Origin of the sequence: uncultured Maricaulis sp. (genome assembly GCF_947259345.1) — a bacterium.
Taxonomy (GTDB): Bacteria; Pseudomonadota; Alphaproteobacteria; order Caulobacterales; family Maricaulaceae; genus Maricaulis.
In genome coordinates this window covers 120,923-144,541 of record NZ_CAMYLS010000001.1, presented here as the reverse complement: position 1 = coordinate 144,541, position 23,619 = coordinate 120,923, and the positions used below count along the sequence as shown (strand labels likewise).

At 63.8% G+C, this 23,619-nt stretch carries 21 protein-coding genes; 12 read left to right on the top strand and 9 right to left on the bottom strand.

The window, feature by feature from the left end; genetic code table 11:
• Nucleotides 1-14 precede the first annotated feature (14 nt).
• A complete protein-coding gene (locus Q0X62_RS00565) occupies nucleotides 15-935 on the bottom strand; it encodes a dihydrodipicolinate synthase family protein (RefSeq protein ID WP_297730484.1) in 921 nt (306 codons plus the stop codon).
• Nucleotides 936-1,187: 252 nt separating this feature from the next.
• Between Q0X62_RS00565 and Q0X62_RS00560 the strand changes: the two genes are divergently transcribed.
• The gene (locus tag Q0X62_RS00560) at nucleotides 1,188-3,692 is read left to right on the top strand and encodes a zinc-dependent metalloprotease (RefSeq protein WP_297730482.1); all 2,505 of its coding nucleotides are present in this window, start codon (nucleotides 1,188-1,190) and stop codon (nucleotides 3,690-3,692) included.
• A gap of 146 nt (nucleotides 3,693-3,838) precedes the next feature.
• Entirely contained in the window at nucleotides 3,839-4,747 is a 909-nt protein-coding gene (locus tag Q0X62_RS00555) for a hypothetical protein (protein WP_297730481.1), read from the top strand.
• A gap of 60 nt (nucleotides 4,748-4,807) precedes the next feature.
• On the opposite strand, the gene Q0X62_RS00550 is transcribed toward Q0X62_RS00555, so the two are convergent.
• The 3 genes from Q0X62_RS00550 to Q0X62_RS00540 form a co-directional block, all read right to left on the bottom strand.
• On the bottom strand, nucleotides 4,808-5,479 hold the full coding sequence (locus tag Q0X62_RS00550) for a TorF family putative porin (RefSeq protein WP_297730479.1): 672 nt from the start codon (nucleotides 5,477-5,479) through the stop codon (nucleotides 4,808-4,810).
• 250 nt (nucleotides 5,480-5,729) lie between these two features.
• Nucleotides 5,730-7,079 carry an ammonium transporter gene (locus tag Q0X62_RS00545; RefSeq protein WP_297730477.1) on the bottom strand — a complete coding sequence of 450 codons (1,350 nt, stop codon included), beginning with the start codon at nucleotides 7,077-7,079 and terminating at the stop codon, nucleotides 5,730-5,732.
• 554 nt (nucleotides 7,080-7,633) lie between these two features.
• Nucleotides 7,634-8,017, bottom strand: a complete 384-nt coding sequence (locus Q0X62_RS00540; RefSeq protein ID WP_297730475.1) for a YbaN family protein — start codon at nucleotides 8,015-8,017, stop codon at nucleotides 7,634-7,636.
• Between the two features lie 197 nt (nucleotides 8,018-8,214).
• Between Q0X62_RS00540 and Q0X62_RS00535 the strand changes: the two genes are divergently transcribed.
• From Q0X62_RS00535 to leuB, 10 genes are all read left to right on the top strand, one after another.
• Nucleotides 8,215-8,352, top strand: coding sequence for a hypothetical protein (locus Q0X62_RS00535; protein WP_297730473.1), 138 nt, complete (start codon nucleotides 8,215-8,217; stop codon nucleotides 8,350-8,352).
• 89 nt (nucleotides 8,353-8,441) lie between these two features.
• Nucleotides 8,442-10,163, top strand: coding sequence for a dihydroxy-acid dehydratase (locus Q0X62_RS00530; protein ID WP_297730471.1), 1,722 nt, complete (start codon nucleotides 8,442-8,444; stop codon nucleotides 10,161-10,163).
• Complete coding sequence (gene ilvC / locus Q0X62_RS00525; RefSeq protein WP_297730469.1) at nucleotides 10,160-11,176, top strand: ketol-acid reductoisomerase; 1,017 nt, start codon at nucleotides 10,160-10,162, stop codon at nucleotides 11,174-11,176. Before Q0X62_RS00530 ends, ilvC begins: the two co-directional genes overlap by 4 nt.
• 31 nt (nucleotides 11,177-11,207) lie before the next feature.
• Nucleotides 11,208-12,929, top strand: coding sequence for an acetolactate synthase 2 catalytic subunit (ilvG, locus tag Q0X62_RS00520; protein ID WP_297730467.1), 1,722 nt, complete (start codon nucleotides 11,208-11,210; stop codon nucleotides 12,927-12,929).
• Between the two features lie 2 nt (nucleotides 12,930-12,931).
• Nucleotides 12,932-13,252 carry an ACT domain-containing protein gene (locus tag Q0X62_RS00515; RefSeq protein ID WP_297730466.1) on the top strand — a complete coding sequence of 107 codons (321 nt, stop codon included), beginning with the start codon at nucleotides 12,932-12,934 and terminating at the stop codon, nucleotides 13,250-13,252.
• Nucleotides 13,234-14,823 carry a 2-isopropylmalate synthase gene (locus Q0X62_RS00510; protein ID WP_297730464.1) on the top strand — a complete coding sequence of 530 codons (1,590 nt, stop codon included), beginning with the start codon at nucleotides 13,234-13,236 and terminating at the stop codon, nucleotides 14,821-14,823. Before Q0X62_RS00515 ends, Q0X62_RS00510 begins: the two co-directional genes overlap by 19 nt.
• A gap of 14 nt (nucleotides 14,824-14,837) precedes the next feature.
• Nucleotides 14,838-15,794: a branched-chain amino acid transaminase gene (locus Q0X62_RS00505; RefSeq protein WP_297730462.1), complete on the top strand. Its 957-nt coding sequence runs from the start codon at nucleotides 14,838-14,840 to the stop codon at nucleotides 15,792-15,794.
• Nucleotides 15,784-17,223: a 3-isopropylmalate dehydratase large subunit gene (gene leuC, locus Q0X62_RS00500; protein ID WP_297730461.1), complete on the top strand. Its 1,440-nt coding sequence runs from the start codon at nucleotides 15,784-15,786 to the stop codon at nucleotides 17,221-17,223. The genes Q0X62_RS00505 and leuC overlap by 11 nt, the downstream gene beginning before the upstream one ends.
• Complete coding sequence (leuD, locus tag Q0X62_RS00495) at nucleotides 17,216-17,815, top strand: 3-isopropylmalate dehydratase small subunit (RefSeq protein ID WP_297730459.1); 600 nt, start codon at nucleotides 17,216-17,218, stop codon at nucleotides 17,813-17,815. Before leuC ends, leuD begins: the two co-directional genes overlap by 8 nt.
• Nucleotides 17,812-18,873 (top strand): 3-isopropylmalate dehydrogenase, encoded by a 1,062-nt coding sequence (gene leuB / locus Q0X62_RS00490; RefSeq protein WP_297730457.1) that lies wholly within the window; start codon nucleotides 17,812-17,814, stop codon nucleotides 18,871-18,873. Before leuD ends, leuB begins: the two co-directional genes overlap by 4 nt.
• A gap of 17 nt (nucleotides 18,874-18,890) precedes the next feature.
• Here the strand turns inward: leuB and Q0X62_RS00485 are convergent, their stop codons facing one another.
• The 5 genes from Q0X62_RS00485 to Q0X62_RS00465 form a co-directional block, all read right to left on the bottom strand.
• Nucleotides 18,891-20,054: a membrane dipeptidase gene (locus tag Q0X62_RS00485; RefSeq protein WP_297730455.1), complete on the bottom strand. Its 1,164-nt coding sequence runs from the start codon at nucleotides 20,052-20,054 to the stop codon at nucleotides 18,891-18,893.
• 111 nt (nucleotides 20,055-20,165) lie between these two features.
• A complete protein-coding gene (locus Q0X62_RS00480; protein WP_297730453.1) occupies nucleotides 20,166-21,074 on the bottom strand; it encodes a hypothetical protein in 909 nt (302 codons plus the stop codon).
• A gap of 135 nt (nucleotides 21,075-21,209) precedes the next feature.
• The gene (locus tag Q0X62_RS00475) at nucleotides 21,210-22,013 is read right to left on the bottom strand and encodes an ATP-binding protein (RefSeq protein WP_297730451.1); all 804 of its coding nucleotides are present in this window, start codon (nucleotides 22,011-22,013) and stop codon (nucleotides 21,210-21,212) included.
• A gap of 52 nt (nucleotides 22,014-22,065) precedes the next feature.
• The gene (locus Q0X62_RS00470; protein WP_297730449.1) at nucleotides 22,066-23,259 is read right to left on the bottom strand and encodes a SpoIIE family protein phosphatase; all 1,194 of its coding nucleotides are present in this window, start codon (nucleotides 23,257-23,259) and stop codon (nucleotides 22,066-22,068) included.
• A 7-nt stretch (nucleotides 23,260-23,266) separates the two neighbouring features.
• Nucleotides 23,267-23,569 (bottom strand): STAS domain-containing protein, encoded by a 303-nt coding sequence (locus Q0X62_RS00465; RefSeq protein ID WP_297730447.1) that lies wholly within the window; start codon nucleotides 23,567-23,569, stop codon nucleotides 23,267-23,269.
• Nucleotides 23,570-23,619 lie beyond the last annotated feature (50 nt).

The window sequence follows — 23,619 nt, the reverse complement described above, 5'->3', positions numbered from 1 at the left end:
GCTCCGAAACCGGCCTAGTGGGCCAGGACCGAGGGCAGTTTGATCGGCCGCGTATCGCGCGCCGTCTCGACCATCTCGATCACGGCCTTGCGGCGCGCGCCCGTGAGCGGCATGCGCGGCATGCGGACCCGCTCCGAGCCGCGGCCCATCACCTGCTCCGCCAGTTTGATCGACTGGACGAGATCATGCTCGGCATCGAGATGCAGCAGCGGCATGAACCAGCGATAGATGGCGCGGGCGGTTTCCAGATCACCGCTCTCGACCGCCTCCCAGAGCGCGATCGACTCGGCCGGGAAGGCATTGGTCAGGCCGGAGACCCAGCCCACGGCGCCGAGCAGGATTTCCTCCAGCGCGACATCATCGAGGCCGGCAAAGACCCGATAGCGATCGCCGCAGCGATTGAGAATATCGGTGATCCGGCGCGGATCGGGCGCGCTCTCCTTGATCGCCACCAGGGTCTCGACATCACCCAGCCGCTCCAGCGTGTCGAGCGAGATCGAGACGCGATAGGCGGGCGGATTGTTGTAGAGCATGACCGGCAGGGAGGTGGCGCCGGCGACGGTGCGGATATGCGCCTCAAGCTCGGCCTCGGTCGGGACATAGACCATGGCCGGCAGCAGCATCAGCCCGTCCGCGCCGATCCGGGCCGCATCGACGGCATAGGTGCGGGCCAGGTCCGTGGTCAGCTCGGACACGCCGGTGAGGACCGGAATACGGCCATCCACCGTGTCGACAATGCGCGCCAGGACCTGGCGCTTCTCCTCGGCGGTGAGGGAATTATTCTCGCCGACCGTGCCCATGGCGATGAGACCATGAACGCCGTCCTCGACCAGCCCCGCCACGACCGCCGCCGTGGCGTCGAGATCAACCGAGAGATCCTCGGCAAATTGTGTTGTCGCCGCCGGAAAGACGCCGCCCCAGTTTGCTGTCGTCATGATGTGTCCCTTCTCGTCCCGGAGCCGGCCTTCCGGCCGCGCTCCGATCCCTGTTCCGCTTCGGTCTGGCCGGCTTCGTTCTGATCCGGGCCGGGCTGATGTCCGGCCCATCCGGGTTCAGCCTGTCACTCCCGACGCCGGAAATCGACTGAATCCCAAATTGGATACAATATCCAAAATGGTCAAGCCGTCCGGGTGACACTCCCGCCAAGCTCGTCTAGCGTCGCCACAAAGAAGGGGATGATGACCACCATGAAGACCACCACGAAGATGCTCACAATGATCGCCGCCTGCGCGCTCGCCTGTTCCGCCCTGACCCCGATCGCGGCTGCCCAGGACGAAACCAGCTGGGCCGGGACGATTGAAAACCTTGAACTGCGTGAAGGGTTTATCCCGCTTTACATCGATGCATCCGATGGTCGGATTCTCGCCCGTCTGGACGTCGGCGAAGGCGATGATCTGGGTCGCATGATCTATACAGCCCGCATGACATCCGGCCTCGGCTCCAACCCGATCGGCATTGATCGCGGTCTGGGCTCAAGCTCTGAAATCCTTCGCTTTTTCCGGGTGAATGACCAGGTCTTCGCGGAGTTCGAGAACACCGGCTACCGGGCCGACGGCGCCGGTCCGGACGAAGCCGCCGCCACCCGCAATTCCTTCGCCCGCTCCATCGTCTGGTCGACCGACATCATCGCCGAGGAGAACGGTCAGGTCCTCATCGACCTGTCCGGCTTTCTCAAGCGCGATCCGGTCGGCACGATCGATCAACTGAGCAATAGCGGGCAAGGCTCGTTCTCGATTGCCGAAGACCGCTCTGCCCCGATCACGGACACGGCCCTCGCCTTCCCGGACAATGTTGAAATCGATACGCTTTTGACGCTGACAGGATCCAGCCCGGGATCCGAAGTGCGCGCGGTCACCCCAGCCCCGAACGCGGTGACAATGACCGTCCACCACTCCTTCGTGGCCCTGCCGGATGAGGGCTATGAAGCGCGCGAGGCGGATGACCGGTCCGGCGCGATCACGCTCGATTTCTACGATATGGCAACGCCGCTGACCGATCCGGTCCGACGCTCGCTCGCCCTGCGCCATCGCCTGGAACGTGTTGATCCGTCAGCACAATCCGGCCCGGTCGTCGAACCCATCATCTATTATCTCGACCGCGGCACACCGCCGCAAATCCGCGACGCCCTCATTGAAGGCGGAAACTGGTGGGCCGAAGCCTTTGAAGCGGCCGGCTATGAGGACGCATTCCGCGTCGAACTCCTGCCCGAAGGCGCCCACCCGCTGGATGTGCGCTACAATGTCATCCAATGGGTCCACCGGCAGACCCGCGGCTGGTCCTATGGCGGTTCCGTCATCGATCCGCGCACCGGCGAAATCCTCAAGGGGCACGTCATTCTCGGCTCCCAGCGCGTGCGTCAGGACCGGATGATTTTCGAAGGCCTGGTCGGGGTCGAGCAAACGGGGAGCGGCGGCGCGGATGATCCGCTGGAACTCGCCCTCGCCCGCATCCGCCAGCTCTCCGCGCACGAGATCGGCCACACGATCGGCCTCGCCCACAATTTCGCTGCCAGCGTCTCGGACCGGGCTTCCGTGATGGATTATCCCGCCCCGCTGGTCACGCTGGATGCGGATGGCGCGATCGATACCCGCCAGGCCTATGACAGCGGCATTGGCGCCTGGGACCGGATTGCCATTACCTGGCTCTACGGAGAGTTCGGAGAGGGCGAACGCGAAGCAGCCGCGCTCGACGAGATTCTCTACGGAGCTCGGGCCAATGGTCTGCTCTACATCACCGACCGCCACGCCCGCGGCAATGCCAGCGGCCACCCGCTCGCCAATCTCTGGGATAATGGCGCTGACCCGATCGCCATGCTGAATGAAACCATGGCCGTGCGCGCGCGTGCCCTCGCCGGTTTCGGACAGAATGTCCTCGCCCATGGGCAACCGGCCAGTTCGCTGCGTCAGATCCTGTCGCCGATCTATCTCTATCATCGCTACCAGGTCGAGGCGGCGGCCAAGGCCATTGGCGGCGTTACGTTCGAGTACGGGCTGAACCGTCGCGACCTGGTTGGCATGGCGTCGGTTGCCGCCGAAGACCAGGACAGGGCGCTCGCCGCCCTGCTGGCCACGCTGGATCCGCAGGCCCTCGATATTTCGGACGACATTCTCGCCCTGATGATGCCGGCACCCTTTGCCGACTACGACGCGGCGGCCACGCGCGAGCTCTTCCGCTCCAACGACTATCCGGCCTTCTCGCGAAGCGGAGCTGCCGCCGCTTCCGGGCGCATCACCCTGCAGGCCCTGCTCAACCCGGCGCGCCTGTCGCGGCTGGCCGACCAGGCCGCTCGCGATGACAGTCGCATGAGCCTCACCAGGCTTCTGGATGCGGTTGAGGATCAGCTTTTCGACACGCCGCGCGACGAAGCGGCGCGACTGACCCCGATCCGCCACGCTCTGCAGACGGAATATGTCGCACAACTGATGGAAGTCCTCGCCGCTGACCCGACCGTACCGGCAGCGGCGGCCCGGCTTCGGCTTGAAGCCATTGCCCGCAATGAGCCCTCCCGCCGACGTGATGATGCGGAGGCAGCCCACCAGCTCTGGCTGGCCCGCGCGGCACGCGCCGGGCTGGACCGTCATGACGCCGGCGAGACACCGGAACTGGTCGAGACCCGCATTCCGCCCGGCAGTCCGATCGGTGCGGATACGTGCTGGCATTGCGACAGTGCCAGCCTGCTCGGCCTGGAATGATGGGCAAGGTCGCCGTCGCGGGTGGCGCGGTATGTATGCTGGTGCTCGCCGCGTGCTCGCCACCACAGGAGACGCCCGCCGCAACCGCCTGGTCTCTGACACCCCAGGAGAGCGGGGTTTCGACGTCACTGCGAGGTCTGAGCATCGTGTCGAACGAGGTCGTGTGGATCGGCGCGCCGGGCGGACAAGTCCTGCGCACGGTGGATGGCGGTGAACACTGGCACGTCACCACCGCGAACCTGGCTGAGGGTGCCGATCTGCGCTCCGCCCACGGCTTCGACGCCAACACCGCCCTGTTCATCACCGCCGGCCAACCGGCGCGTATCCTGCGCACAGAGGATGGCGGCGCGACTTTCCGGTTGATCTGGGAGGATGAGAGCGGGGCAGCCTTCTTCGACAGCCTGGCCTTCTGGGACGATCAGCGCGGCCTTGCCTTTTCCGACCCGGTCGACGGCGCCTTCCTCGTCTTGCGGACGCTGGATGGTGGCGCCAGCTGGACGGCCCTCGACACACTGCCTGATCCGCTGGATGGCGAAGCGGGCTTTGCCGCCTCCAACTCCTCGATCGCGCTTGGCCCGGAAGGCTGCGCCTATATCGGTACCGGGGGCGGCGTCGTCGCGCGCGTTCTGCGCAGTTGCGATTTCGGCGACAGCTGGACGGCGCTCGACACGCCGATGGCTGCCGGCAGTGGCGGCGCGGGCATTTTCGCCGTCACAATAAGCGCCGATGGGGTCCTGGCCGTCAGCGGCGGAGACTATCAACAGCCCGACGCGAGGGCTGGCAATTTTGCCCTGTCGCGCGATGCAGGTGAAAGCTGGATGACCGTGGCCTCCCCGCCCGGCGGGTATCGCTCCGATCTGGTCGAACAATCAGGGCGCTGGCTGAGCGTCGGGACGAATGGCGTCGACACCGGCGGGTGGCAGGACGACCAGATCGTCTGGCAACCGACCGTCTGGCCGATCGAGGCACCCAATGCGGTCGCTTTCGCGCCCTCCGGCGAGGTTGGCTGGATCATCGGCGCGAATGGCGGGATCTGGCGGGTCAGACCGCAATGAAAACGGGCCCGGCTTGCTGCCGGGCCCGTCTACCCACAACAACACGCAGACCGGCGATGATCAGTCGCCAAAGCTCTGCGAGAAGGTCACGACGATGCTCTCATCGCCGCCATCGGAGAGGTCGTGATAGCGCAGATCCCAGCCGACATTGCCGAAGACCGAGCCGGACACGCCGAGCTGATAGTCTTCATAATCGGCGCCCGGGAAGTCGTCGAAGCGGCTCGCGCCGATGCGGCCATCGACACTGATACCTTCAAAGATCTCCATCCCGAGGCCGGTTTCGAGATACCAGGCCTGACCGGTCTCGCCGTAGAATTCGGGGGAGTAGGAGAGCTTGGCATCCCAGCTCACCGGGCCGAAGCCACGACCAATCCCGCCATAGAATTCAACGAAGTTCTGGTCCCCGCCAGCGCTCGGGCTGTCGGGATAGGCGTAATAGATCACGCCGATATCATAGTCGAAGCCTGCGCCCGAGAAGGCGTAACCGCCGTAGAGGTCGAGCTCCATCGTTGTGTCATCCTGGAAGTCGACACTTGAAGCCCAGACACCGACATAGAAGCCCTCGGCCTCAACATCGAAACCACCGGAGATGGCCGGACCACTATCGGTCTGGGTGACGCCGCGGAAGATATAGTCGGATCCGAGCGCGACATTACCGGTGACCTCCTGGGCAGCAACCGGGGCGGTAAGGGCGCAGGCCGCGAGGCCGAAAGCGAGAGATTTGATTTTCATGACTTACTCCTGGGTGGAAGATCAAGTGTTGATGGTCTGGATTTCCTGAGACTCCGGTCAGCGGGGCGGGAGCGCAGCTCTCCCGTTGACCGCGTGATGACCGGCGCGGATCTCAGTGTCTGTGGGTGGGTCGGCGAGGACCGACGCTCCCAGGTTGAAGAAGTGGTCTGACCTGGTTCCGGGACGGCCCCGTCCGGCGGCGGACCGGGATCTGGTAGGGCAGGCCCTCCGGATCCGGCCGCTCGAGCCGTTACTGCGCCGGGGCTGAGCTCTTTCCCACGTCACTGGCGAAGATGGAGCCGGCGTCATGACCCAGTTCGGACAGGTCGCCGCCGACATTCTCGGCGTCCGGCGAGAGACGGATACCCACCGTGATCTTGAGGATCAGCCAGACAGCAAAGCTGGTGGCGAAAACGAAGGCACCGATGGCACCGACACCCACCGCCTGACCGAAGAAGCTGGCGTCCGAATTGGTCAGCGGAACGGCCATCGTCCCCCAAATGCCGGCGAAGAGGTGGACCGGGATGGCCCCGACAACATCATCGATCCGGACCACTTCGAGCAATTTTGCGCCGAAGGTCGCGATCACGGATCCGACGGCACCGATGGCGATGGCCTGCATGATGGTCGGCGTCAGCGGCTCGGCCGTGATGGCCACCAGACCCGCCAGGGCGCCATTGAGGCAGTAGGCGAGATTGGCCTTGCCACCACCGAGCAGCATGGACAGGAGATAGGCTGTCACGACGCCACCGGCAGCCGCCATATTGGTGTTGGCGAAAATCTGCGAGATGGCTACGGCATCCGCGGAAGAGCCCAGCGCGAGTTGCGATGCGCCATTGAAACCGAACCAGCCAAACCAGAGAATGAAAGTGCCCAGTGTCGCCAGCGGCAAGGAGCCCGGGGTCATCGGCTTGGAATCCGGACCGAAGCGACCGGAGCGAGCGCCAATCAGGATGGCACCGGCGAGCGCGGCCCAGCCACCCGTGGAGTGAACCAGGGTCGAGCCGGCGAAGTCGGAGAAGCCGAAATCAGCGTCCAGCCAGCCGCCACCCCATTCCCAGCTGCCCTGGATCGGATAGATCAAGGCGGTGAGGACAACCACGAAGATGAAGAAGGGGCCCAGCTTGACGCGCTCGGCAATCGTACCGGAAACGATGGACGCCGCGGTGGCCACGAAAACCATCTGGAAGAACCAATCCGAGGCTGCGGCGTAGCCGGTCCCCAGATCGATGGCTTCATCGCTGGCCAATTCGGACGGCGCCCAGATCGCGGGCAGTCCGAAATACGGCGTCTGGCCGCCATACATGACCTGATAGCCGACCAGGTAGAACATGATCCCGGCGATGGAGTAGAGAGCGATATTCTTCAAACAGATCGCCGCCGTGTGCTTGGTCCGCACGAAACCGGCTTCCAGCATGGCGAACCCGGCCGCCATGAGCATGACCAGGAAACCCCCGATCAGGAATAGCAGCGTGTTGAAAACAAACGCTGTTTCCTCTGACACCTCAGCATGGGCCGCACCGGTCAGACCGATGCCGGCCACCACGGCGCACAACGCGCCTCGAGCCAGTGTCTTGTTCATTTGTGTCTTGCCAATCATTGGGATCCCCCCGTTTCTGGCAACTGCCCCTCACCATCCGGCCTGTCATCAGGTCGCGAACAGGGCTGCAGACTGCCTGCAGCACTCGAAAACTTTTCAGGATCAATGAGGTAGCGGTCGCCAGGCGGGGCGCCCTGACCGGCATGACAGGCCCGGTCGGAACTCATGATCCGCGCCACACAGGTGTGGCGGCGGATCCAATCATTTGCGCTCTGCGGTCAGGTCACCTTGTGGCGACTCTTGATTTAGCGAGCCTAGAACGCACCCTGCTGCAGTGCAACATTTTTCTTACAGCGCGCCATAAGCGGTATTTTATTTCATCGGGAGTCCCGATGTTGCTCCGATCTGGAATTTTCTTCCCCGGGAAAGAGGCTGGCGTCGGCCGCCGCCAGCAGTTCAATCCACAGAGTCGCGACATGATCGGATGTCGCCCGAAAATTTGCTGCGCGCGCACAAATTTCCGTCAACCGCTTCATGACGATTTTTGGCCGGACGGGTCAGGCTGCACGGAATTGAACGTCACTGCCCGGCGATGCAGCAAGGTGACGCTGGGTTCATTTACGACATCCGGTTTCGTCTCGAGGCCCTTCGGGACGCGTCAGGACGAAAAAGGCAGCACAGGCGAGGACAAGACTCTGGATAGAGATGACCAGGAGACTCACACCGAGCGCGACGCTCAATAAGAGGGCCAGAATCATGGTGAGGACAGCGACCAGCTTGGCCTTGCGATCGATGCCGCCATGCGCCTGCCAGTTCCGGATCAGCGGACCAAACCGCTTGTGCGCGAGCAGCCAGGCATGAAGTCGGGGCGAGGATCGCGCGAAAGCAAAGGCCGCAAGCAGGAGAAACGGAGTTGTCGGAACGAGCGGCAGAACGACGCCCGCAATCGCCAGGCCGACACAGACCAGGCCGAAGACCCGCCAAATCAGTCGCTTCATCCACATGCGGCAAAGCTAAACTGTTTCGCGCGCGCGAGCGCGTAATATTCTTGTGCGCGAAATATGGGACTTGAGGGCAATTCTGCTCTTCTGTGCCAAAAATTGCCATTTGGTGCAGTTTTTTTCCAAACCGGGGTTGCCTTAACCAAATTCGCGCGTCACGTTGCACCGCAATAGAGTTCTGGAAAGCCGATCTGATGATCAATGCGTACGCCCTGCCGGTTGCCCCGGCCGCTGCCCTGACGGGCGAGCGGGCGAACACGCTCGGCCTCCTCCTTCTCGTACTTGTACTTATTATCCCGACCATAACGGGAGCGGTAAGCGCGCCTGCCTGACGAGAGACCTCGCCAACCGGCAGACACAAAAAACCCCGCTCCCGGAAACGGAGCGGGTTTTTTTGTGTTTCGAGCCACGGAATACGATGATGACCCACGACCACCGCAAGACCTCTGATGCCATCACTGCCGGACCGGCCCGCGCGCCGGCCCGCGCGATGATGCGCGCCACGGGCATGGAAGACGGCGATTTCGACAAGCCGCTGATCGGGGTGATCAACACCTGGACCACCGTGACCCCATGCAACATGCATCTGGCCGACCTGGCCGAACCGGTCCGCGAGGCTGTTCGCGAGGCCGGCGGCCACCCTGTCGACTTCAACACGATCGTCGTTTCCGACGGCATTTCGATGGGAACCGACGGCATGCGCGCCTCGCTGATTTCCCGCGAGGTCATCACCGACTCGATCGAGCTGGCGACGCGCGGCCACAGTCTGGACGGCGTCGTGATCCTGGTCGGTTGCGACAAGACCATCCCGGCTGCGGCCATGGCTCTGGCCCGCATGGATGTGCCCGGTTGCATCCTCTATGGCGGCACGATCATGCCCGGCAAGCTGGGCGACCAGGCCCTGTCGATCCAGGACGTGTTCGAGGCGGTCGGCGCCCATGCGGCCGGTACGCTGGACGATGAAGGCCTGGCCAGGGTCGAGAAAGCAGCCTGTCCCGGCGCCGGCGCCTGTGGCGGCCAGTTCACCGCCAATACGATGGCCATGATCCTGACCATGCTGGGCCTGTCGCCCATGGGCGTGAACGACATCCCCGCCCCGCATCCCGACAAGCCGGACGCCGCGGCGCGCTGCGGCCGACTGGCTGTCGAGCTGGCAAAGGCCGGCACAAGCGCGCGCCGCTTCATCACCGAATCCTCCCTGCGCAATGCCGTCATCGCGGCCTCGGCCTCGGGCGGTTCGACCAATGCCGTCCTGCATGTTGCCGCGATCGCCGCCGAAGCCGGTGTCCCGTTCGACATTGCCGATTTCGACCGCATCTCCAGCGACGCGCCCGTCATTACCGATTTGAAGCCGGGCGGTCGCTTCCTCGCCCACCACATGTTCCTGGCCGGCGGCTCGCGCCTGTTCGGCCAACGCCTGATCGAGGGCGGTCTGCTGGCGGACACGCCAACCGTCACCGGCCAAAGCCTGCACGCCGAGTGCGCCAGCGCCCAGGAAAGCCTCAATCAACGTGTCATCCAATCAGTGGCCAATCCCGTCAAACCCGATGGCGGATTCCGCATCCTGACCGGTGATCTGGCGCCTGAGGGTGCCGTCCTGAAACTGTCCGGCCATGATCGCAATGAATTCTCCGGTCCGGCCCGCGTTTTCGAATGCGAGGAAGATGCCTTCGCCGCCGTCGAGGCCAACTCGGTCAAGGCTGGCGACATCATCATCATCCGCAATGAAGGCCCCAAGGGTGGCCCCGGCATGCGTGAAATGCTGGGCGTCACAGCCGCCCTGGTCGGCCAGGGTCTGGCCGGTGATGTCGCCTTGATTACCGATGGCCGCTTTTCCGGCGCGTCCAAAGGCTTTGTCATCGGCCATGTCAGCCCGGAAGCCGCCGATGGCGGCCCGATTGGCCGGGTCCGCGATGGCGACATGATCCGCATCGATGTGGCCACGCGACGCATCGATGTCGACGCCGATCTCGACGCCCGCCCGGCCTGGACCTCCAGCCGCGCCGCGCCGACCGGCGTTTTCGCCAAATATGCCGCCCTGGTCTCCTCGGCCGCGCGCGGCGCCACCACACTCATCGCACCGCCGCAAGCCGCGACGGCGCAATCCACACACACATCATCCAAGCAGGAGATGCCCGCATGACTGCCTCCACCCCGTCCCGCCGTGCCGCCTTCGAGGTCGACACGACAGCCTTCAAGGCCCAGCCGGTCGCCGTTATCGGCTATGGCAGCCAGGGCCGCGCCCACGCCATGAACCTCAAGGATAGCGGCTGCGACGTCATTGTCGGCGTCCGCCCGGGCGGTGCCGGCGAGAAGAAAGCCAAGGCCGACGGCCTCAAGACAGCCACACCGGAAGACGCCACCAAGGCCGGCAAGCTGATCGCCATCCTGACGCCGGACATGAGCCATGAAGCCCTGTTCCGCGAATCCATCGCAACCAATCTCTCGCCCGGCGATGCGGTCCTGTTCGCGCACGGCTTCTCGGTGCATTTCGGGCGAGTCACGCCACCCGAGGGCGTCGACATCATGCTGGTCGCACCGAAAGGGCCGGGCGATCTGGTCCGCCGTGAATACGAAATCGGCCGGGGCGTGCCTTGCCTCTTCGCCGTCCAGCAGGACGCGACCGGCACGGCGCGCGAGCGGGCGCTGGCCTACACATCCTGCATTGGCGGCGCCAATTCCGGCGTCATCGAGACGACTTTCGCCGAGGAAACCGAGACCGATCTGTTCGGCGAACAGGCTGTCCTGTGCGGCGGCGCGACCGAGCTGGTGATGGCCGGGTACGAGACCCTGGTCGATGCCGGTTACCAGCCAGAAGTCGCCTATTTCGAATGCCTGCACGAGCTCAAGTTGATCGTTGACCTCCTCTATGAGGGCGGCATGGCGAAGATGCATGAATTCATCTCCGAGACCGCCATTTACGGCGATTTGCGCTCGGGCCCGCGCGTCATCAATGACGAGACCCGTGCCCGTATGCGCGAAGTCCTCAAGGACATCCAGGACGGCACCTTCGCCCGCGACTGGATCACCGAGAACCAGGCCGGAAAGCCGCAATACCAGGCGCTTTTGCGCAAGGACCTGGAACACCCGATCGAGAAAACCGGTGCCGCCCTGCGCGCCGACATGCCGTGGCTGCAACCCGGCGCCAATGCCTGACCGGCGTTGATCTGACAAAGGACGAGATGAAATGACGGCCCTGCCCGCCACTGAAATCGACGACACGGCAACCGCCGGCGCGACCGAACACCCGGCTCCCCGGCAAACCGGGGCGCATGCGGTCGTGCGCACGCTGGAAGCGCTGGGTGTCACCCGTGTTTTCGGCTATCCGGGCGGGGCCATCATGCCGGTCTATGACGCGCTGACCGGCTCGTCCCTGCAGCATATCCTGGTCCGCCATGAACAGGCCGCCGCCTTTGCCGCCGACGCCCAGGCGCGGCTGACCGGCAAGGCCGGCGTCTGCCTGGCGACCTCCGGACCGGGCGCGACCAATCTCTTGACCGGCATCGCCAATGCCTATCTGGACAGCGTCCCGATGATCATCCTGACCGGCCAGGTGCCGTCCGGGCTGATGGGGACTGACGCCTTCCAGGAAGTCGATGTCTTCGGCATGTCCATGCCGGTCGTGAAGCACTCGATCATCATCCGCGATCCAATGCGGATCCCGGAGTTGATCGCTGAAGCCTTCGCCATCGCGGAAGGCGGGCGCCCCGGCCCCGTCCTGATCGATTTGCCGAAGGACGTCCTACAAGCCGAGGCGTACCCCACCTTACCCCCAGGGCCTCGGCCTGAGGCCGGGCCGTCGCACCCGCCAGAATCAGACCTGGCAGCTGCGACGGCCCTGCTGGCCCAATCGAAACGTCCTGTCCTCTATATTGGCGGCGGTGTCACCCTGGGTGGCGCGGTCGATGCGGTGCGCGATTTCATGGCGCGGACCGGCATCCCCACCGTCGCCACCCTGAAAGGACTGGGCTGCGCCCACCCCGACAGCGAGACTTATCTCGGCATGCTGGGCATGCATGGCGGACGCGCGGCGAATGTCGCCGTTGATGAAAGCGACCTCCTGATCTGCTGTGGCGCCCGCTTCGACGACCGGGCAACCGGCCGCCTCGACAGTTTCGCGCCGGGCGCCCGCATCATCCATATCGATGGCGATGCCGCCGAGATCGACAAGCTGCGCCGGGCCGAGATCGGCCTGGCCGGTGACATCACCGCCATCCTCGCCGGTATCACCAATGACTGGCTGGACGTCGCCGATTGGCGCGACACCTGTATCGAGCGCAAGCACCGCCACGCCTTCCGCTATGACGCGCCGGGATCCGGCGTCTTTGCACCGGCCATGCTGAAGCAATTGTCGGAAGCCGCCGGGGACGACTTCATCGCCGCCTGCGATGTCGGCCAGCACCAGATGTGGGTCGCCCAGCATTGCCGCTTCTCGCGCCCGGAACATCATCTGACTTCCGCCGGTCTGGGCGCGATGGGCTATGGCCTGCCCGCCGGGATCGGCGCCGCCATGACGCGGCCGGACGCCAAGGTCGTCACCATTACCGGCGACGGCTCGATCATGATGAATATCCAGGAGCTGGCGACCGCCCGCCGCTACGGCGTGCCGGTCAGGATCCTGCTGCTGGACAATGCCTCGCTGGGCCTGGTCCGGCAGTGGCAGGAATATTTCTTCGACCAGAACTTCTCCGAGATCGATCTCTACGACAATCCCGATTTCGCGGAAGTGGCCCATGCCTTTGGCATCGAGGCCTTCACCGTTCACAGCCGCGAGGAAGTTCCCGCGGCGATCGACCGCCTGCTCGATGCTCGTGGCCCCATTCTGGCGCATGTCCTGATCGACCCACGCGAGAATGTCTGGCCGCTGGTGCCGCCGGGCGCGTCCAATGCCGACATGATGGAGGACTGATCATGCGCACGTCTCTTCGTATTGATATCGCCGACGCTGAAGGCGCCCTGATGCGGCTTATCGGTCTCATTGAGCGCCGCGGCTTCACCATCGCCACGCTCGACAAGGCGGCCTCATCGAACGGTCAGTCCACCGTGACCATGTCGCTCGATGCCCGCGATGACGCGCGAAACATGGACGTGCTGGCCCGCCAGGTCGCGCGCCTGCTCGACGTGCGCGGCGTCTTCACGCCCGACACCCAGCCGCACATTGCCCCGGAGATCGCCGCCCAGGCGACCGGGACGCCCCACCGATGGAGGCAGGCATGCCCGCCCCGACACTGACACCAGTAAAGACCCCGCAACCCGACCGGCTGCACATCTTCGACACCACGCTGCGCGACGGCGAACAGGCTCCCGGCTTTTCCATGAATCCGGGCGAAAAGCTGGAGATCGCACGCCTGCTCGAAGCCATGCGGGTGGACACGATCGAGGCCGGTTTCGCGGCCGCCTCGCCCGGCGACAGCGAAGCCATCCGCCTGATCGCGTCGGAAATCCGCAAATCCACACTGTGTTCGCTGGCCCGCGCCACCGAGAGAGATATCGACGCGGCGGCCCATGCGCTGGAGCCAGCGCAGCGCAAGCGCCTTCACATTTTCATCGCTACCAGCCCGATCCATCGCGAAGCCAAGCTGCGCATGTCGCGTCGCGAAGTCCTGCAGACGATTGAGCGCTGCCTGCAGCATGCCGCCGGCACATTCGACGAGATTGAATTCTCCGCCGAAGACGCCCTGCGCACCGAGCCGGACTTCCTGATCGAAGCCATGGCCTGCGCCGCCACCTATGGCGCCGATGTGCTGAATGTGCCGGACACGGTCGGCTATTCCGAACCGGACGAGATCCGCGCCGTCTTCGAGAATCTCGTCGCCAAGGTCGAGCGGCCGGAGCATGTGATCTTCTCGGCCCACTGCCACAATGATCTGGGACTGGCCGTTTCCAATTCGCTCGCCGCCGTGAAGGGCGGGGCCCGCCAGGTCGAATGCGCGATCAACGGGATTGGCGAACGGGCCGGCAATTGCTCGCTGGAGGAAATCGTCATGGCGCTGCAGGTCCGGGCCGATATCTTCCCGGCCGTCAGCCATGTCGACGCCACCAAGATCTGGTCTGCCAGCCAGCGTCTGGCCCGCGTAACCGGGACCGCGGTCGCGCCCAACAAGGCGATCGTCGGCAAGAATGCCTTCGCCCACGAGGCCGGCATTCACCAGCATGGCATGATTTCCGACCGCCGGACCTATGAGATCATGACACCGGAAAGCGTCGGCGCGCCGGGCTCCGCCCTGGTCTTGGGCAAGCATTCGGGCAAGCACGCCCTGGTCCAGCGCCTGGCCAAGCTGGGCTATCAGCCCGATCCGGAAAAACTCAACCAGGTCTTCAAGGACTTCAAACACTTGGCCGACGAGCTCGGCGAGGTCAATGACGCCGATCTGGTCGCGATGATGGAAGGCTTTTCGCCCAGTGGCTCGCGCTGGACCGTGCTGCGAACCGAGCTGCGCACGACCGCCGGTCGCCAGCCCAAGCAGTTTGCCCGGGTCGAGCTGGAACATCCCGATCGCGGCCGTGTCTCGGATATTGCCTCCGGCGATGGCCCCATGGCGGCGGCCTTTGCTGCGGTCCAGCGCATTACCGGCACCGACGCCACGGTAATCGGTCTGGAAACCCGGATGCGCTCGACCGCCACAGGCCGCGAATTCGTCGCCGACATCAGCGTCGACATCAATGGCGAAGCCTTCTCGGGACGCGCACGCGGCCCGGACGTCGTCACCGCAGCGATCGACTCGCTGCTCTTCACACTCGATCGCGGTGAGGCCTATGGCCGGGCCGACATGACCCAGAAACAACCGGCTCAGGCCGTCTGACAGGACACAGTAAAATGGCAATCCAGGAAACCGACTTCATCTGGCGCAATGGCGAACTGATCGACTGGCATGAAGCCCAGACGCATGTTCTCTCCCACGCCCTGCATTACGGCTCCTCCGTCTTCGAGGGAATCCGCTGCTATGACACGGCGACCGGTCCGAATATCTTTCGCCTGACCGATCATATCAAACGGCTGTTCAACAGCGCCAAGGTTTACCACATGCCGATCGAGCACACCGAAGCGGAGGTCGAAGCAGCTTGCCGGATGGTGATCCGCGCCAATCATCTGAAAGACGCCTATATCCGCCCGGTCGCCTTCTTCGGCTATGGCGGGATCGGTGTCCTGCCCGGCGCCGACACCAAGCCGGAGATCTGCATCGCCGCCTTCCCCTGGGGGGCCTATCTCGGCGAGGAAGCGCTGACCAAGGGCGTGGATTGCTGCATCTCCTCCTGGAGCCGTCCGGCGCCCAACACCATCCCGACCGGCGCCAAGGCCGGCGGCAATTACCTCTCCTCGATGCTGATCAGCCATGAGGCCCATTCGCGCGGCTTTGATGAAGGCATCGGCCTGGACGTCAACGGCCTGGTGTCCGAGGGGGCAGGCGAGAACATCTTTGTCGTCACCGACGGCGTCATCCGCACCCCGCCCAGCTCGGCTTCCATCCTGTCCGGCCTGACCCGGGATTCGGTGATGAAGCTGGCCGAGGCGGAGGGCTTCGATGTCCGAGAGCAGACCCTGTCGCGCGAAAGCCTGTATTTTGCCGACGAGATTTTCTTCACCGGGACGGCTGCCGAGATCACGCCGGTGCGCTCGGTCGACGGGCATGTCGTCCGGGCCGGCGGCCGCGGTCCGGTCGCCGAACTGATGCAGGAGCGCTTCTTCGGCCTGTTCTCCGGCGCCACGCCGGATCGCCATGGCTGGCTGCAGCCGGTCCAGGACAATGCCATGGAGGTCCAGCATGTCGCCTGAGACCGAGCGCGCGGACAAGACCCCGCGCTCCCTGTTCGACAAGGTCTGGGAGGCGCACCAGGTTCGGGCCGAGACCACGGAGACGCCGGGCCTGCTCTATATCGACCTGCATCTCGTGCATGAGGTCACCTCGCCGCAGGCCTTTTCCGTGCTCGATGAGCGCGGCCTGACAGTGCGCCGTCCCGATCGCACCCTGGCGACGATCGACCATTCCACGCCCACGCTCGACTTCGCGGCCGGCGAGGGACCGCCCTATGCCACAGCCGCCGCGCAAAGCCAGGTCGAGCGCTTGCAGGACAATGCGGCCAAGCATGGCATCACGCTGCATGGCTGGGGCAGTGGCCATCGCGGGGTCGTGCATGTGATCGGTCCGGAGCTGGGCGCCACCCAGCCGGGCATGACGATTGTCTGCGGCGACAGTCATACCGCCACCCATGGCGCGTTCGGTGCCCTGGCCTTCGGCATCGGCACGACGGAGGTCGGTCATGTCCTGGCTTCGCAGTGCCTGCTTCAGCGCAAACCGAAATCGATGCGCGTGACCGTCGATGGCGAAACCGCGCCTGGCATTTCCGCCAAGGACATCATCCTCGCTGTCATTGCCGAGCTCGGCGTTGATGGCGGCACAGGCTGTGTGATCGAGTATGCCGGCGGCGCCATCGAGGCGCTCGACATGGAAGGCCGGATGACGGTCTGCAACATGTCGATCGAGGCCGGTGCCCGCGCCGGCATGATCGCGCCCGACGCAACGACATTCGCCTGGCTTGAAGGCCGCGAGCATTGCCCGCACGGCGCGGATTGGGACCAGGCCGTCGCCGAATGGCAAACCCTGCGCAGTGATCCGGGCGCCCGCTTTGACCGCGAAGTCATGATCGACGCGGCGACGATCCGACCCATGGTCACCTGGGGCACAGCGCCGGATACCGGCATCGCCGTCAACTCGCCCATCCCGGAACCACGCTCGGCCTCACAGAGAAAGGCGCTCGCCTATATGGGTCTCGAAGCCGGCAAGCCGGTGGCCGGCGCCCGGGTCGATCAGGTCTTTATCGGCTCCTGCACCAATTCGCGGATCACTGATTTGCGCGAGGCGGCGGCGATCATGAGCGGCCGACGGGTGGCTGACGGCATCCGCGCCCTCGTCGTACCCGGCTCGGTCGCGGTCCGGGCCCAGGCCGAGGCAGAAGGTCTCGACCGGATCTTCATCGATGCCGGCGCCGAATGGCGTCAGCCGGGCTGCTCCATGTGCATTGCCATGAATGGCGATCGCGGCGAACCCGGGCAGCTGGTCGTGTCGACCTCCAACCGCAATTTCGAGGGCCGACAGGGTCCCGGTGTTCGCACCATCTTGGCCAGCCCGGCAACGGCCGCGGCGGCAGCGATTGCCGGCCATGTCATCGAACCAGCCGAATTGATGGAGCCCGCCCATGCCTGATCCCGCCGCCAATTCCGAAGATGATATCCGCCAGATCGACAGCCGGACCTTCGTCATTGATCAGGAAGACATTGATACGGACCAGATCATTCCGGCCCGTTTCCTGACCACGACCAGCCGCGACGGGCTCGGCAAGCTCGCCTTCCATGACTGGCGCTATGATGGTGAGGGCAAGCCATTGGAAGCGGTCTCGCTGAACAGTCTCGACACGGCCGAATGCCGGGTCCTGGTGGCCGGGCGCAATTTCGGGTGCGGCTCCTCGCGCGAGCATGCCCCCTGGGCCTTGCATGATTTCGGCTTCCGCGCCGTCATCTCCAGCGAGTTTGCCGATATTTTCCGCTCGAATTCCGCCCGCAACGGATTGCTGCCGATCATGGCGCCGGAAGCGGCGCACAACTGGCTGCTCGCCAATCCCGGTGTCTCGATCAGGATCGATCTGGCCAGCCAGCATGTCGATCTGGGCAATGGCCCGAGCTTTGATTTCGAGATCGAGCCCTTTGCCAAACACTGTCTGATGGAAGGCACGGATCCGCTCGGCTTTTTGATGAGCCATTCCGACGCCATCGACGCTTACGAGGCCGACATCGCATGACCTACCGCATCACACTCCTGCCCGGTGACGGGATCGGACCGGAAATCACCGCGGTGGCCCGGGCCGTGCTGGAACATGTCGCCGCCCTGGACGGTTTCCGGATCGAATTTGAGACCTGCGCCTTTGGCGGCGCGTCGATTGACGCGTTCGGGGAACCGCTGACGGACACGACCTTGGCTGCCTGCCGCAAGGCCGATGCCGTCTTCCTTGGCGCGGTGGGCGGCCCCAAATGGGACCAGGCCGATGCGCGACCGGAAGCCGGGCTTCTCGCCCTGCGCAAGGCGCTCGGCGTCTATGCCAATTTGCGACCGGCCGCCGTGCACCCGGCCCTGGCCGGCAAATCGCCACTGCGCGCGGACCTCGTCGCCGGCACCGATGTGCTGATCGTGCGGGAATTGACCGGTGGTATCTATTTCGGCGAGCGCGAACGCTCGGCCGACAGTGCCAGCGATAAATGCACTTATACGCGCGGCGAGATCGAGCGGGTGGCCCGCATTGCTTTCCAGCAAGCCCGGCTGCGCCGCGGCAAGCTGACCTCGGTCGACAAGGCCAATGTGCTGGAAACCAGCCGTCTCTGGCGCGACGTGGTCACCGAGATGGGTGCCCGTGATTTCCCCGATATCGAGCTCGACCACATGTATGTCGATGCCGCCGCCATGCACATGCTGCGCGCCCCGGCGAGCTTTGACGTCATCGTCACCGAGAACATGTTCGGCGACATCCTGTCCGACGAAGCCTCCATGCTGCCCGGCTCGATCGGCCTTCTGGGCTCAGCCTCGCTGGGCGACAGCAAACCCGGCCTCTTCGAACCCATCCACGGCTCGGCCCCCGACATAGCCGGCCAGGACAAGGCCAACCCGTTCGGCGCCATCGAAGCGGCGGCGCAATTGCTGGAAAGCCTGGACGAGACGCGGGCGGCGGGGCGGATTCGCGACGCCGTTGATGCCATGCATCGGGCGGGCGAATGGACGGGGGATCTGGGTGGTTCGCTGAGCTGTTCGCAGGCGGGGGTGAAGCTGGTGGAACATCTGGAGGCGGAGGCTGTGGCGGCGGAATAGGGGGTGCCCGTCTGTGCCTATTCCGCCGGCAAATTCTCCAGGAAGAACCGGATCGTATTCTCGCCCATCACCTGGCGGACCTCGTCTGCGCTCAGGCCGGCAGCCAGCAGGCGGTCGGTCAGCACGGCGTATTCCGAGGCGTCGAAGGTGGTGGTGACCGTGCCGTCATAGTCCGAGCCGAGGGCGACATGGTCGATGCCGACCAGGTCGATGGCGGCCATAATCGCCGCGGCGACGCCTTCGGGGCTGTCATCGCAGGTCACATCGGCCCAGAAACCGATCCCGATCAGCCCGCCGCCGGCGGCGATCCGCTGCATCAGGGCATCGGGGATATTTCGCTTCACTTCGCAATGGCCGTGCACGCCGGTATGGGAGACCACAAGCGGGCTGTCCGTCATGGCCAGCACGTCCTCGACGACTTGCGGGGAGGAGTGGGCGACATCGATGATCAGGCCGCGCTCATCCATGCGGCGGATCACCTCGCGTCCGAAATCGGTCAGCCCGGCCTCGGAGACTCCATGCAGGGAGCCGCCGAGCTCATTGTCGAAGAAGTGCTGCAGGCCGAGCATGCGATAGCCCGCATCCCAGAGCACATCGACATTCCCGATCTGGCCCTCGAGCGGATGCGCGCCCTCGGTCTCCAGCAGGCCGGCCATCGCCGTCGGATCGGTTTCGCGGGCCGCGAGGACGGCCTCGAGATCGGCGCGGGTCCGAACCACGGTGAAACTGTTATCGCGATCGGCCAGCCGGTTGAGGCGATCGGCGTGATAGACCGCGCGCTCGAGGATCGAGTCCCAGGTCCGCATCGGCCAGCGCTGGACGATGGCCAGGGCGGTGATGTCGTCACTGTCGGCGGTATTGCTGTCATAATTCTGGCCGGACGGCGTCTTGGTCACGCTCGAGAAAACCTGAAGCGCGACGCCGCCTGCTCGCAGGCGCGGCAGATCGGTATGACCACGATCATTCCAGCGCGTCGGATCGCGCATCCATAGCAACATGTCGGAGTGAAGGTCGGCGACCCGCAGCGTGTCGTGCAGGGACACCGCCTCGTCGCTCAGCGCGTAGGGCTCATGCGGCGTCACGACATTCATGTCGGCATCGATCCGGGCCGGCAGTATGAAGAAGATGAAGCCCGCCGCCGCGAGCAGAAGCGCGACACAAACAGCCAGAAAGATACGCATGAAGACCCACCTCGATAATCAGGATCAAAGGCATAGACCGGAACCCCGAACAGAAAAAGGGCGGCCGTTAGGAAACGGCCGCCCTGGTCTGCATCAATCGACGTTTGAGGCTTACTCGCTGTAGAGCTCCGAGATCGACAGCGTGGCCTCGGCATTCTGGCCCTGGCTGTAGGAGCCGATCCAGATGTCATAGGTGCCCGATGCGGCGTTGTGGAATGTCAGCGCCGGATTGAGGCCGGCATTGCCGCCATCATCATCGCAATACCAGTTGCCGTTCGGATCATTGACCAGGATTGTCGTGTCCGAGCTCGAGGCTGCCGACAGGATCAGCGGAAGCGAGCCCGCGGTGAAATTCAGCTCGAAGTCCGGCGCCGAAGACACCCAGCCCGCGCAGCCGCTGCGCACTTCCGAGGCACGGTGTGAGCCGCCGGAGATGATATTGACCCGGTAGGGATCCGGCTGGAAACCGCCGCGCAGATTGGCGCTACCGAAATTGGCCGGAAGGGACCAGTCAATGCTCTGATAGCTGCCGCCGCCTTGCGACGGCTGGCCACCGGCCATGCCAAGCTCGGAAATCGACAGGGTCGCCTGGGCATAGTCACCTTCCGAATAGGACCCGACCCAGATGTCGTAGCGCCCGGAACCGGGATTGGCGAAAGTCAGGCTCGGATTGAGACCTTCGCCACTATCATCATCGCAATACCAATTACCGGACGGCCCGTTGATCACGAGCGTGGTATCAGAACTGGAAACCGAACTGATGGTCAGATCGAACATGTTGCCGGCCTGATAATAGACGGAATAATCAGGCGCATTCGCGATCCAGCCGCGGCAGGAGCTGGAGATATTGCTGGCCCGCAGCTGGCCGCCCGATGTCAGGGTGACATTGTACGGATCCGGCGTGAAACCGGAGCTGAGATTGACCGACCCGAATGAGGGCGGTGCGGTGAAGTCTTGCGCCGTCGCGGCGCCTGCCAAAAATGCCGATGCGATCACGCTCGCAATGATTTGGGTTTTCATCTGGATCCCCTCCCTGCAGTCCGTGTGGAACACCCCTGCGTTCCGAGTAACACGTCTTGTCTGGAGCAGATTAGAGGATTTCTCGACTGAACCATAGCTGAACGCGAGAATATTCGAATTGCTTTCCCGCACCGCCTAATCGGCCTCGCTCGCCGGCAATACGATCGTCGCCTCTACAAGATTGCCCGCGCCATGATAGGTGATCGACGTGAAGGAGAGATCACGCGCCATGGCGATGCCACGCCCTCGATACCCGTCAACAGGCGACGTGTTCGAAATATAGCTGGCATAATCAAAACCCTGACCATCATCCTGAATTGTCATCGATATTATGCGCTCGCTGCGCTGAAAACTGAGGATCACTACCCGGTCGATATAGGCCGGATCTTCGAGGCGAGCCTCGACCTCTTCACGCCAACGGCCTTCCAGGAGCAGATCCTGCTTCATCGCCGCACTAATTTCGAGATTTCCATGCTCGACCGCGTTGATGAGCAATTCCTGCAAACCAACCGCGACCAGATCGGAATTGGGACAGGCCAGCGCGATCATCGTTGCGAGATTACGCGCTTCATCGAGTGTTCGGAGCACGAACTGGCCATTCACAATCGTGCCAATCGCCGACTTCCGTCGAGCGACATCAGCCCGCAAGGACATCACCTGATCGTGGAACTCCTTCGCGGAGCGCAAAACCGACATGATCGATTCAATGTCGACATCATTCGGCAGGACAAAATCGGCCCGCGTCCCGGTCGCCGGGTCATCGGTTATGAGGATGGATTGGAGTGCGCCGGCATTGTGATTTGCGGCATGGGTTATGGCCTCAACGTGGGCGTCGTCGGCGATCACAATGCCGATCATCGCACCATCGGGAAGCGTGGCGCTATGGATGACGGCATCTCCAAAGCTGTCCAAAAGCGACTTGGACACCGCGGCAGCCAAGGGTGACTCGTCAAGCCTAACCCAAATGCCGTCACGAATCGGTCGCTCTATCTCAGCCATGCCCTCTCACCTCGAGAAACAAGAGTGTCAGATCATCCTGGCTCTGCGCATCTGGTCCTTCGAAAAGCCGCTCGATGAGAGCCGGCAGGAATCCGGGGCCCCGTTCGACGGGCAAGAGTTCACAGGCCAGTCGCGCGATATCCGCTGGCTCCAAAGACAGTTCAGGCCGCTCGAAATTCTCATACAGCCCATCGCTGTAACACAGCACGCGATCGCCACGCTCCAGATCAACTTCGTATGCTTCATAGTCGGTCTTTGGCGCGCACCCGAGGATCAATCCACTCCCCTCAAGCGCCTGCCAGCCGCCTGACGCTTGCAGCACGATCGGCGCCGGCGCTCCAGCAATCGCGTAGTCCATTTTCCCCACACTCGGATCAACCACGCCGTAGAATGCGGTCGCGAAATGCTCGACCGGCAGCATCTGGCATAGATAGTTATTGACCGCCGCGAGGAAGCGAGCAGGTCGGGACCGGTGGCGAGACAGCGCATCTGTCAGCATATGAACCCGGAAGGCATTGATGGCGGCGGCGACGCCATGGCCCGAAAGGTCAACCATGAAGAGACCGAAACGTGTTTCGTCTATCTCGAAGACCTGCCAGAGATCCCCGCCGAGCCGATTGGACGCCTTGTAGAAAGTCCAGAGGTCAGCGCCGCGCGGGGACGCAATCGCGGCGACATCCTCATCCGATTTGAGCAGCGATATCTGCATCGCCTCGGCGGCCTGCAGCTCGTCGTCCATCCGACGCTGATAGCGTTGAAGGCGATCCAGCATTCGGCGCCGCTCAAGATGCAGCCTAACCCGCGACGCGATCTCGTGCGGGTGAATGGGTTTGGAGATCACGTCCGAGGCGCCGGCGTCAAATGCCGATGCCCGCTCGTCGGCATCCTGAAGCGCCGTCTGGATAAGGATCGGCACATTCAATCTCAGACGTTGGCGAACCTCCCGGCAAACATCAAACCCGTCCTTGTTCGGCATGACGATGTCGAGAATTACCATCTCAACCGGCTCACGCTCGAGGATTGCAAGGGCTTCGACACCATCGCTCGCGAAAAGATGGTTGGGAAAGCCTGCCGCATTGAGGATTGAGGCAATCATGCTGCGGGAGGATCTCAGATCATCGACGATCAGGATCAACGCGTTATCCGCCGTCTGACCGATCTGATTTGCGTCGACATCGCCCGGCATCGCGATCTCAGACGATCTTGATCAGTTGATCGATCTTGGACAGCTCGACAACCTTGGCGACATGACCTGTCACACCGGACAGAATGAGCGCTTTGCCAGATTTGTCGGCCTTGTCCTTGGCCAGCAAGAGCATGCCGATGCCGGCAGAGTCGATCATCTTTGTGCCGGCGAGGGAGAGTTCGACCATGCTCGGATCAGACCCGGCGATCTCGCTGACGATCTGACGAAACGCCTCATGATCATCAAATGTGATGACGCCTGATATCGACACGATGAGCCGGTCGCGCCGGGCTTCGATCCTGTACTCCATCTTGGCCTTCCTCCCAGCCGTTTAGCACTCTGAACCGACAATCGCGGCAA

Bases quoted from the DNA above. Each gene is read 5' to 3' on its own strand.
- Q0X62_RS00540 (WP_297730475.1), bottom strand. From the start codon at position 8,017: ATGAAGCGACTGATTTGGCGGGTCTTCGGCCTGGTCTGTGTCGGCCTG.
- Q0X62_RS00505 (WP_297730462.1), top strand. From the start codon at position 14,838: ATGGCAATCCAGGAAACCGACTTCATCTGGCGCAATGGCGAACTGATC.
- Q0X62_RS00510 (WP_297730464.1), top strand. From the start codon at position 13,234: ATGCCCGCCCCGACACTGACACCAGTAAAGACCCCGCAACCCGACCGG.
- leuD (WP_297730459.1), top strand. From the start codon at position 17,216: ATGCCTGATCCCGCCGCCAATTCCGAAGATGATATCCGCCAGATCGAC.
- Q0X62_RS00470 (WP_297730449.1), bottom strand. From the start codon at position 23,259: ATGCCGGGCGATGTCGACGCAAATCAGATCGGTCAGACGGCGGATAAC.
- Q0X62_RS00480 (WP_297730453.1), bottom strand. From the start codon at position 21,074: ATGAAAACCCAAATCATTGCGAGCGTGATCGCATCGGCATTTTTGGCA.
- ilvG (WP_297730467.1), top strand. From the start codon at position 11,208: ATGACGGCCCTGCCCGCCACTGAAATCGACGACACGGCAACCGCCGGC.
- Q0X62_RS00550 (WP_297730479.1), bottom strand. From the start codon at position 5,479: ATGAAAATCAAATCTCTCGCTTTCGGCCTCGCGGCCTGCGCCCTTACC.
- leuC (WP_297730461.1), top strand. From the start codon at position 15,784: ATGTCGCCTGAGACCGAGCGCGCGGACAAGACCCCGCGCTCCCTGTTC.
- Q0X62_RS00465 (WP_297730447.1), bottom strand. From the start codon at position 23,569: ATGGAGTACAGGATCGAAGCCCGGCGCGACCGGCTCATCGTGTCGATA.
- ilvC (WP_297730469.1), top strand. From the start codon at position 10,160: ATGACTGCCTCCACCCCGTCCCGCCGTGCCGCCTTCGAGGTCGACACG.
- leuB (WP_297730457.1), top strand. From the start codon at position 17,812: ATGACCTACCGCATCACACTCCTGCCCGGTGACGGGATCGGACCGGAA.
- Q0X62_RS00535 (WP_297730473.1), top strand. From the start codon at position 8,215: ATGATCAATGCGTACGCCCTGCCGGTTGCCCCGGCCGCTGCCCTGACG.
- Q0X62_RS00530 (WP_297730471.1), top strand. From the start codon at position 8,442: ATGACCCACGACCACCGCAAGACCTCTGATGCCATCACTGCCGGACCG.
- Q0X62_RS00565 (WP_297730484.1), bottom strand. From the start codon at position 935: ATGACGACAGCAAACTGGGGCGGCGTCTTTCCGGCGGCGACAACACAA.
- Q0X62_RS00545 (WP_297730477.1), bottom strand. From the start codon at position 7,079: ATGATTGGCAAGACACAAATGAACAAGACACTGGCTCGAGGCGCGTTG.
- Q0X62_RS00560 (WP_297730482.1), top strand. From the start codon at position 1,188: ATGAAGACCACCACGAAGATGCTCACAATGATCGCCGCCTGCGCGCTC.
- Q0X62_RS00485 (WP_297730455.1), bottom strand. From the start codon at position 20,054: ATGCGTATCTTTCTGGCTGTTTGTGTCGCGCTTCTGCTCGCGGCGGCG.
- Q0X62_RS00515 (WP_297730466.1), top strand. From the start codon at position 12,932: ATGCGCACGTCTCTTCGTATTGATATCGCCGACGCTGAAGGCGCCCTG.